We start from the raw sequence: 8124 nt of genomic DNA, 5'->3' as shown, positions 1-8124 counted from the left end.
GGGTCGCCGAGGACCTCATCGCGCCGCCGCCGCTCGACGTGGCGGTGATCGAGCGCATCGAGCCCCGCCCTCCGCTCGGCGAGCTCGGTCTTGCCTCGCCACCGAAGACGCCGATGCCGCAGGAGTGGCGCGAGACGCTGCTTTATCGCCCGGTCGCCACCTCGTCGGCGATTTTCGAAGCCATGGGACGCCGGGTCGTCATCAGCGGGACCGTCGACATCGATCCCGACAGGACCTGCTCGTTCGGCGATGCCGTCTGGCCCTGTGGGCAGCGCGCTCGCGCCGCCCTCAACGCCTGGCTGCGCGGCCGGGCGCTCAAATGTATCCTGCCGCCCGATGTCGACCGCTTCGCCGTTGCCGCGCCCTGCATACTCGGCAGGCAGGATGTCGGCGCCTGGCTTGTCGCCAACGGCTGGGCAATGGCGTCCCCCTCAGGCATCTACGGCAAGGCCGAATCCGTAGCCAGGGGTGCCGAGATGGGCATCTTCGGCCCGCCGCAATAGGGCATCCCGGAAAAGCGCGTAACGGCTTTCCGTTCCGGCATTGCGTAAAAACGGAATGGTTAAAGCAGCTCGGCGGTCCTACCAAACGCTGACCTGTTTCAGTGACCGAATCAAACCGTCGAAGCGGGAAGCAGGTCGCAGCCGCTGGCGAGTGCATTTCGGAGAAACGATGCTGATTTCCTTCAAATTGTAGGCCTCGCTGAAACGGAAATCGTAACACACCGCCTTTAAGCCAATGCGTCCAACAGGAGATTGGCCAGTGAGCACAAAAAAGCAGACCGCGTCGACAGGAGCCTGGAAATATGTCGCCTGGCTATCCGTCCTGGGGACCGCCGGCTGCGTGGGCCTGTCGCTCGGCCTGAACTATCTGCTCCTGCTCAGCGACGCGTTGACGCCGTTCGGCCGCAGCGTCGTCACGGCCGCCCTTCTGCCCGTCATCATCGGTCTGCCGCTTTTTGCCCTGCTCGGCTGGAGAGAGGTCGAGATCCGCCGCTACCGGCAGGAGCTCACCAGGTCCGGCACCTACGACCATCTGACCGGCTGCCTCAACGGGGCGGTGTTCACGTCAATGATCGACAGGCGGGCGGCGCGGCCATCCGGCCCGCGTTCGGGCGCCTTCCTCGTCATCCACCCGGAACATCTTGCATCGATCAACCTGCGCTTCGGCCTTGGATGGGGCGACGAGGCCTTGCGTCTCATCGCCTCGGCTATCCGATCCTCGTTGCGCAAGGACGATCTGATCGGGCGCATCGGAAACTCGATGTTCGGCGTTTTCCTCCCCGGCGCGACGCAGCAGGACGCCAAGGAGATCGGCGAACGCGTTCGAGAAGCGGTCGGACAGATCTATTTCGCGCCGAAAGGCGACAAGGATGTGCTTACCATCCGCGTCGGCGGCGTTGTATTCGAGCATGAACTGGCGTTCGAGGACATGTTCCGGTCAGCGGAAGAACTTCTGTGGGAGGCTCAGGACGAAGCTGACCTGGCGTTGTCGCATATCAGCAACTGAACCCGCGGGCGGAACCCAACGACCTGCTCGGGCGATAATTCCGCGACACGTTCGTTCTTCAAAAGCCGCCCTGCTCGTTTTATGCCTCAGATGCCGCCCATGCAGAGATATTTCATCTCAAGGTAATCCTCGAGACCGTGGCGGGAACCCTCCCGCCCGATACCCGACTGCTTGACCCCGCCGAATGGCGCGGCTTCCGAGGACATGCGTCCGGTGTTGATGCCGACCATGCCGTATTCCAAGGCTTCGGCCACGCGCCAGACGCGCTTTAGGTTGGAAGCATAAAAATAGGCGGCGAGGCCATAGATCGTGTCATTGGCCTCACGCACGACCTGATCCGCATCCTCGAAGCGGATGACCGGAGCCAACGGCCCAAATGTCTCTTCCTGCGCCACCGTCATTGCGCTGGAGATATCGGTAAGGACCGTCGGCTGGAAAAACGTGCCGTCCGCGCCAATCCGGCCTCCGCCACACCGGATCGCGCCGCCTTTTGCTACGGCGTCGGCGATGTGGGATTCGATCTTGGCCAGAGCATGCCTGTCGATCAGCGGGCCGATCGCGACACCGGGATCGAAACCGTCACCGACCTGAAGCTGACGAACCCGTGCCACGAATTTATCGACGAACTCGTCATGAACGCCCGATTGCACGTAAAGGCGGTTCGCCGAAACGCAGGTCTGGCCGGCATTGCGGAACTTCGCCTGGATCGCCCCGTCCACGGCGGCATCAATGTCGGCGTCGTCGAAGACGATGAATGGCGCATTGCCGCCCAGTTCGAGGCTGACCTTCTTGATCTGGTCAGAGCACTGGCGCATCAGCAGGCGCCCGACCTCGGTCGATCCGGTAAAGCTGATCTTGCGAACTTTGGGATTGTGGCAGAGCTCACGCCCCACCTCGGCCCCCTCCGAGGCATAGATGAGGCTCACGACGCCGTCGGGAAAACCGGCCTCGGCGGCGAGCGCGAACATGGCGCCTGCGACAAGCGGCGTCTGCTCGGCAGGCTTCAGCACGATGGCGCAGCCCGCCGCCAGCGCCGGCGAGATCTTGCGCGCCACCATCGATGCGGGGAAATTCCACGGCGTGATCGTGCCGACGACGCCGATCGGCTGCTTGATCACCAGCATGCGGCGGTCCGTCGACGGCGCCGAGATCGTCTCGCCATAGATACGATTGGCCTCTTCGGCGTACCATTGCAGATAAGCGGCGGCATGGGAGACTTCCGATTTGGCCTCGGCGAGCGGCTTGCCCATCTCCGCGGTGAGGATCGCCGCAAGGTCGTCGGTGTGGGTGACGATCAGCTGATGCCACTGCCATAGCATTTCGCTGCGCTCCCGGGCGGTCAGCCCTGCCCATTCGGCCTGCGCGACATAGGCCTTGTCGATCGCGGCGCGCGTCTCCTCGACGCCCATGTCGGGAAGTTCCGCCAGCAGTTCGCCGGTCGAGGGATTGAAGACCTCGAACGTGCGCCCGCCAGCCGGCGCGCCAAGCGCCGGCACGCGGTCGATCGCGCCGAACAGGTCGGGGGATTTCAGGTGGCGGATCATCGGCAGGCACAGCGGCAATACCGGTCTCCCCTTCAAAGAGCTGACGTTTCAGAGGGCCAAGATGTATTCCGCACGCCCGTGCCTCTCATAGGGCCTGGGAAGGACGGCGGTAGACCCACCTTGGGCAGCCGGCATCCTTGAAGTCATCGATACGAATGACGGCTCCAGCCAAAGGAGAGCACGCCGGCCTATTTGAAGCATGGCGGTTGAACAGCAATTGTGCCGTTCGGGTGCTATTGAGCGTGAACCGGGAAACTCGGGCGGCGCATGACGATCCAACCCAGCCCGCAGGCCAATACGACGTTGATCAAGGCCAGCCCGGAAAGCGCAGCCAGCATGCCTTGGGCTCCTGCACGTTCCAACAGCAAAGCGCCGACCGACGGAGCCGCCGCCTGTGCCAGCAGGCTCGGCATGGCAAGGCGGCCCATCAGTTTGGCGTAGCCTGACGGGCCGAACAGAGCGAGAGGGAGGGTTCCCCGTGCTATCGATCCCAGGCCGATGCCGGCGCCATAGAAGGCGAGCGCCACTGGGATGATCGGCAGTTCTGCCCAAAGAGCCGATACGCCGATCGCCACGAATGTCACGGACGCGAATTTGGTCCAGATCGGATGGTGGTAGCGGGCAACCACCATTTCGACTGCCCGGGCGCCCACTTGGGACGGACCGACCAGGGCACCAAGCCCAACGGCGGCTGCAAGCGCCATGCCGTTGCCCTGCAGGATCGTGAGCAGATGGACCGACAATGTCGAAGAGATCACCGCTGCAAGCGTAAGCGTCGTAGCCAGAACGACCATGGTTCCGAGCTTGGGGTTGTTCTCCCTGTCGGGCGCCGCCGGATCCGTTCGTGCAGGTTTGGCCGTCAGCTCTTGCGTGTCTCGAGGCAACACAAACAGATACAAAGGAAGCGCGATCAGGAGCTGAACGGCGGCGTAGGACAGGCAAGCCCCGCGCCAGCCGACCTCTGCCATCAGGAAGGCCGAGATCGGCCAGCAGACAGTGCTGGCGAAGCCGCCGAAGAGTGTAAGCGTGGTGATGGCGGAACGTGCGCCGTAGCCATAGAGGCGGCCAAGCGTGGCGAAAGCCGCGTCATAAAGGCCTGCGCCCATTCCCAGCCCGATGACCAGCCATGCGACGATGTAAGCGACGAGGTCGGGCGCCGCCGCGAGGCCGATCTGGCCAACGCCGATCGCCATGGCACTAAGGGCCAGGACGCGGCGACCGCCGCGACGTTCAATTGACGACCCCACGCGAGGCGAGATCAAGCCGGCGACCAGAAGCCCCAGCGAAAGGCCACCCACCACCCAACCCAGCGGCCAGCCGGTGTCGGCCGCCACCCGGGGGTGCGATCACCGCCGGGAGATAGTAGGACGACCCCCAGGCCATGATCTGGGTCAATCCCAGCACGGTCATGATGGCGCCGCGCTTCGGGACGCCGGCCGTTGGCGATCGCAAGGTCATGCGGCGACGCCGCAACCGCAAACGCCCTTGCCGACAGCTTTCGCTTCCGCATCGGCAACGCAGCAGGCGTCGACTTCTTTTGGCGCCGGTCCGCCACAACAGCCTTTCGAGGCCGCGGAGATCGAAGAAATCGATCTTGTGGTCGTGCAGACCCCGGTCTCGGGCAGTGCCAGATGCACCGCGTCGGCGGATGCCAAGTCGCCGGCAATTGCTGCTGCAACCGAGCGCACCTGTTCATAGCCGGTCAACAGCAGGAAGGTCGGCGCCCTGCCATAGCTCTTGATGCCGACGGTGTAGAAGCCGGGCTCCGGATGGCTGAGCTCACGGTGACCGTGCGGCGGAACATCGCCGCAGGAGTGTTCATTGGGATCAATGAGCGGCCCGAGTGCCTTGACGCCTTCAAGCCACGGATCAAGGTCCAGCCGAAGTTCTCTGGTTATCGAGAGGTCAGGGCGTTGGCCCGTCGCGGCGATGATCCTGTCGACAGGACCTACGGTTCGTGTGCCATCCGCGGTCAGGCCTTCCACCTGCAGGCGAGCGTCGACTTCGCGAATCGCCGTCGTTGCAAAGCCTGTGACCAACTGGACGCGGCCGCTCTCAACGAGATCTCTGGCATCGGATCCAAGCTCACCGCGAGCCGGCAAGGCATCGAGATCGCCGCCGCCATAGATGCGGACAAGGTCGGCGCCGCGCGTCAACCATATCGCCGAGGTGCCTGGTTCGGTTTCTGCAAGCTCGGCCAATTCCAGCAAGGCATTGGCAGCGGAATGGCCGGACCCCGCCACCAAGGTCGTGCGACCTGCATACAAAAGGCGGTCCTTTCCGAGGACATCCGGAATGCCGTAGGCAATTCGGCTTGCCAATTCCGCTTCACCTTCGGCCGGTATGCCGCCCGCGCCGAGCGGGTTCGGCATTTGCCAGGTGCCCGACGCGTCGATCACCGCACGGGCGCTGTCCCGTCGCCTTCCGGCTGCGGTCTCGACGATGAGCATGAAGGGCTTGTGTTCGCGTCCCTGGGTCAGGACCTTGTCGGCTCCCCATCGCGAGACCGCAATGACGCGAGCATTGGTTTCGATTGACGGCGCCAGTTCGGGAAGGCTCGCAAGCGGCGCGACGTAGTTGTCGACCAGCTCCTTGCCTGTCGGGAATGCCTCGGGTTCCGACATGCGCCACCCACGGCTCTCAAGAAGCTGTCGCGCCACCGCGTCTACACAATAGCTGAAGGGCGTGAACAGCCGAACGTGGCCCCAATCGAGAAGATTGGATCCGACCTGGGCGCCAGCCTCATAGAGCTTTACCGGGATACCGCGGCCGACAAGTTGCGTCGCTGCGGCGAGGCCGACCGGCCCGCCGCCGATTACGGCTACAGGGAGATCTTCAGCGATTGTCATTTCTCTACCTTCCATAATTCCGGTACTATCGAAATAAGGGGCAAAAAGAGATCAAGCGACGGCTTCTTCCTCGGATGGATTGCAAGCTGCATCCGCGCAGCACTCATCCGCGAGAAAGCCGATCAGACCATTCATCGCGGGGTAGTTGGCGCGACAAATCAGCGTCGTCGCCTGTCGCTCCTGCGTCACCAATCCAGTCAGAACCAGGCGGTGCAGGTGATGCGAGAGCGTCGACGCCGCAATGCCCAATTTTTCCTGCAGGCTTCCAACAGGCCTGCCTGCATCACCGGATCTGACGAGCATGCGATAGAGGTTGAGCCTCGTTGGATTGCCGAGCGCTTCAAGCTGTTTTGCTGCTTGTTCGAGTTTCATGGAAATAACGCTACTCTCCCGATATCGGCCCGTCAACGCTATTTCGACTATTTTCGAAATAAGTGACTGCGAGCTGCGGAGATGTTCGAACGGCAAGGATGAGAGGCCAAACAGAATGACAGCGCCTCCGGCGACCGGAGTTATCGGCTCGCCAAGGAGAGTATATGCTGTCGGAATACCGAAGATCGGCATCAAGAGAATGAACGCGCAATCTGGTCAGCGCGATGCAGGCGAAGCAGGCCATACCAGATCGACTATGCGGCGACGAACCCGCCAATTGCCAGCACCGCTACCGCGATAGGCTGGTGCTGCGAGAGAGGATTGAACTCTCGACCTCTCCCTTACCAAGGGGATACCAGATCGAATTATATCAGTGGGTTAGATGTCGCCAGGCTTCAACTCCACGAATATTCCGCTGATAAGGCGTTCTGGTTCCAGCTTCGTTCCCATGGAAAACAGGAGAAAGCATGTCCTCTCGCCGCGCGGCGCTGTGGTTGGGTCTTCTGTTCGCCTCGCCCGCGGCGGCCGAACCTTTGGTCGGTGTGGCCTCCGTTATCGACGGCGACACCGTCGAAATCCACGGCACCCGGATACGCCTCAACGGCATCGACGCGCCGGAGAGCGATCAGCTTTGCCTCGACACGGCCGGCAAGAACTACCGGTGTGGGCAGAAGGCCGCATTCGCCCTGGCGGACTTCCTCGACGCGCATCGGCCGCTGTCCTGCGTCGAAGTCGATCGCGACCGTTACAAGCGCATGGTGGCAGTCTGCACCGCCGGTGGTGTGGACATCGGCGAATGGATGGTCAGCCAGGGCCAAGCGCTCGACTGGCGAAAATACAGCGCCGGCTTCTATGCGCGCGCGCAGCGTGAGGCCATGTCGGCTAAGCGCGGCCTGTGGGCCGGGTCGTTCACCGCGCCGTTAGAGTGGCGGAAACAGAACCAACGCTGAGCAATATGCTAGCCGGTGCAACTCAAGGCGCCCTTTTTGCAAAGGCCCACACCATAAGCGGATATTCTTCGTCATTGCTCAGATCCCGCCAAAGCCCGTAGGCCCGCACCGGGCCGCCGATATGCGCCTTGGCACAGGCCTTGTTGCCCCAGCCAAACGCCTGCACATCGTCTTCAGCGAAGCCGCCCTCGACCATCAATTGCTTCAAGCCCGCCGGCGTCCAGCGGTTGTAGTCGTGTGGGCGGGCATGCACGCGGAACAGGAACGGCGTCGCCACCATCGCCCAGCCACCGGGCCTGGTCATGGCGTGGATGTTGGCGGCGGCCGCCAGCGGTCGCTGCACATGCTCCAGCACCTGGTCGGCGATGACGATGGAATATTGCTCCTCGGTGCGGTCCTTGCAGATGTCGAAGTCGGGGAAATCGAGTGACCGGTAGTTCGGGCACATCGCCTTCCAATAGCGGTTCCAGCCCGGCGAGATCTCGATCACGTCGCGCGACTTGCGGTTGGCCACTTCGAGGAAGGTCGTGAAGGCTTCGATCTGGCGGATGCGCAGCCAGTTGCGGCTATCGTAGCCGATCAGTCGCTTCACTGCATGTTTGCCGCGGTTCTTCAGCGCGCCGGCAAGGCTCGTCGTCATCTCGACCTCCTCCGCAGCCCGCCGCAAAAATGGTTCTACATCGAGAAGCGTGCAAAAGGATGACAGACGAGGGAGCCGGCGTAGAAAACGCCGTCTCCCATAATCAAAGACCCAGAGGTCAATAGTCGCCGTTGTAGTACCGGTCGTCGCAGGGCGCGGTGTAGATGCGGCCGTAGCGGTCCTGGTAGCGGCAGAGCTGCTCGCCGCGGCGCTGCGGGGTGGTGGCCGAGCCGACGACGGCGCCGAGCAGCGCACCGCTC

Annotated in this window: 9 protein-coding genes and 1 tRNA gene; 3 read left to right on the top strand and 7 right to left on the bottom strand. The window is 63.0% G+C overall.

Annotated elements, in window-relative coordinates; genetic code table 11:
* Positions 1-503, top strand: a 503-nt coding sequence (locus DH10_RS18895; protein WP_192385229.1) for a thermonuclease family protein, incomplete at its 5' end; no start/stop codon positions are given.
* 259 nt (positions 504-762) lie between these two features.
* Positions 763-1509, top strand: coding sequence for a GGDEF domain-containing protein (locus tag DH10_RS18890; RefSeq protein WP_312891222.1), 747 nt, complete (start codon positions 763-765; stop codon positions 1507-1509).
* Positions 1510-1595: 86 nt separating this feature from the next.
* On the opposite strand, the gene DH10_RS18885 is transcribed toward DH10_RS18890, so the two are convergent.
* The 6 genes from DH10_RS18885 to DH10_RS18865 all read right to left on the bottom strand — a co-directional run bounded on the left by DH10_RS18885 (position 1596) and on the right by DH10_RS18865 (position 6643).
* Positions 1596-3053, bottom strand: coding sequence for an NAD-dependent succinate-semialdehyde dehydrogenase (locus DH10_RS18885; RefSeq protein WP_376774828.1), 1458 nt, complete (start codon positions 3051-3053; stop codon positions 1596-1598).
* 233 nt (positions 3054-3286) lie between these two features.
* Positions 3287-4351 (bottom strand): MFS transporter, encoded by a 1065-nt coding sequence (locus DH10_RS18880; RefSeq protein ID WP_343221577.1) that lies wholly within the window; start codon positions 4349-4351, stop codon positions 3287-3289.
* Positions 4284-4511 carry a hypothetical protein gene (locus tag DH10_RS37935; protein WP_343221578.1) on the bottom strand — a complete coding sequence of 76 codons (228 nt, stop codon included), beginning with the start codon at positions 4509-4511 and terminating at the stop codon, positions 4284-4286. The genes DH10_RS18880 and DH10_RS37935 overlap by 68 nt, the downstream gene beginning before the upstream one ends.
* Positions 4508-5902, bottom strand: coding sequence for an NAD(P)-binding protein (locus DH10_RS18875; protein WP_192245321.1), 1395 nt, complete (start codon positions 5900-5902; stop codon positions 4508-4510). The genes DH10_RS37935 and DH10_RS18875 overlap by 4 nt, the downstream gene beginning before the upstream one ends.
* Before the next feature lie 51 nt (positions 5903-5953).
* Positions 5954-6274 carry an ArsR/SmtB family transcription factor gene (locus DH10_RS18870; RefSeq protein ID WP_192245319.1) on the bottom strand — a complete coding sequence of 107 codons (321 nt, stop codon included), beginning with the start codon at positions 6272-6274 and terminating at the stop codon, positions 5954-5956.
* A gap of 303 nt (positions 6275-6577) precedes the next feature.
* Positions 6578-6643 (bottom strand) — tRNA-OTHER (locus DH10_RS18865).
* A 98-nt stretch (positions 6644-6741) separates the two neighbouring features.
* Between DH10_RS18865 and DH10_RS18860 the strand changes: the two genes are divergently transcribed.
* Complete coding sequence (locus tag DH10_RS18860) at positions 6742-7224, top strand: thermonuclease family protein (protein ID WP_192245317.1); 483 nt, start codon at positions 6742-6744, stop codon at positions 7222-7224.
* 22 nt (positions 7225-7246) lie between these two features.
* Here the strand turns inward: DH10_RS18860 and DH10_RS18855 are convergent, their stop codons facing one another.
* Entirely contained in the window at positions 7247-7864 is a 618-nt protein-coding gene (locus DH10_RS18855) for a class I SAM-dependent methyltransferase (protein ID WP_192245315.1), read from the bottom strand.
* Positions 7865-8124: the final 260 nt, after the last annotated feature.

Source organism: Mesorhizobium silamurunense (assembly GCF_014843825.1).
Taxonomy (GTDB): domain Bacteria; phylum Pseudomonadota; class Alphaproteobacteria; order Rhizobiales; family Rhizobiaceae; genus Mesorhizobium; species Mesorhizobium silamurunense.
The sequence above is the reverse complement of the archived record's forward strand: the minus strand, read 5'-3'. Positions and strand labels throughout refer to the sequence as shown.